The 1,596-nt window shown below is 71.9% G+C and carries 1 protein-coding gene; it reads left to right on the forward strand.

Annotated elements, in window-relative coordinates; translation table 11 throughout:
- Positions 1–20 precede the first annotated feature (20 nt).
- Positions 21–1,596, forward strand: a 1,576-nt coding sequence (locus tag I53_RS29210; RefSeq protein ID WP_043357695.1) for a methyl-accepting chemotaxis protein, incomplete at its 3' end; no start/stop codon positions are given.

A 1,596-nucleotide genomic window follows, 5' to 3' on the forward strand; every position in this document is an offset into this window, starting at 1 on the left:
GCAGCGCGGAGTTTTTCCCAGTGCGTCGCCACTTCAAGTTCCCCATTGCGTCAAAGATCGCCTTCGCGTTCGCCTTCATCGCGGTGAATGCGTTCGGCTTTCTATGGTACATCTCCAAACGGATGACCGCGGCCGATGCGGCCTACAGCGCCTATCTCGGCAACGACGCCACGGCGGCCACGATGGCGGCACGCCTCGGACGCGTGGTCTATCAGATGAGCTACGTGGCCTTCCGCACCCTCGGCGAGGCCGATCCGGACGCGTCGGACCGCATCGGCGCCGCGTTCGAGCCCCTTCCGGCCGAAGCCGCACGCCTCCTCGACGGCGTGCGCCGGAACGCCCCGACATTCGACGATCGGACCGACCGGATCGCGACGCTCCTGGGCACCTACATCGCACTCACCGGCGAGATGTGCGCCATGGCCAAGAAGGGCATGAGCGCCCAGGCCCTGACGCTGGCGCACACGCAGGTGGATCCGCTCCAGAAGACGCTGTTTGCCGCCCTCGACGCCTTCGTGGACGATCTGAGCACGTCGATCCGCACGGGTTCCGCGGCCCTCAGCGCGGACACCCGCACGACCTTGTCCTGGGCGATCAGCCTGTCGGCGGGCGGCATCGCCGCCAGCATCCTGATCGGTGTTCTGGTGGTGCATGTCGGCGTCGCCCGCCCCCTCGGCCGGTTGACGGCCGCTCTGAAAGCCATGGCGGCCGGGCGGCTCGACGCGGAGGTCCCGGAAGCGCGGCGCAGCGACGAGATCGGTGCCATCGGCAGCGCCGTCGCGGGCATCAAGGCCCTCGTCGCGCGGAAGGCCGTCGAGCAGGCAGAGGCCGCGCGGCGGCAGGCCGAGGACGCCGCCGCCGACCGCAGCCGGACCCTCCTGCGGCTCGCCGAGGGCTTCGAGCTGACGGTGGGACGCATCATCGGCTTGGTGTCGGAGTCGATCGCCGCCCTCCAGACCACCGCCCGGACCATGACCGTCACGGCGACGCGGACCGTCGGCGAATCCACGGCGGTCGCGGGTGCCGCCGAGACGGCCGCGCGCGACGTCGGCACGGTGGCGGCCGCCGCCGAGGAACTCGAAACCACCGTGGCGGAGATCGGCCGGCAGATCGGCGGCTCGGCCATCCTCGCTCGGAGCGCCGTCGTCGAAGCGGATCGGACCGCGACCCTCGTGCAGGATCTCAGCGCCGCCGCCGCCAAGGTCGGCGCGGTGGTGGAGCTGATCGGGGCCATCGCGCGTCAGACCAACCTGCTGGCGCTCAACGCCACCATCGAGGCGGCCCGCGCCGGAGCGGCGGGGCGGGGCTTCGCGATCGTGGCGAGCGAGGTGAAGGACCTCGCCGCGCAGGCGGCCCAGGCGACGGGCGACGTCTCGGGACAGATCAGCCGCATCCAGGGCGTGACCGATCAGGCGGTCGCGGTGATCGCCGCGATCACCGCACGGATCCGCGAGATCGACGGGGTCGCCGCCAGCGTCGCGGCCTCGGTGGCGCAGCAGGAGACGGCCACCCGGGCGATCGCCCGCAACGTCGTGCAGGCTTCCCACGGGGCCCGCCGCGTGACCACCACATGGCGGCCGTTGCCGCGGCTGCCGG

It is taken from the genome of Methylobacterium sp. B1 (assembly GCF_000333255.1).
Lineage (GTDB): Bacteria > Pseudomonadota > Alphaproteobacteria > Rhizobiales > Beijerinckiaceae > Methylobacterium > Methylobacterium fujisawaense.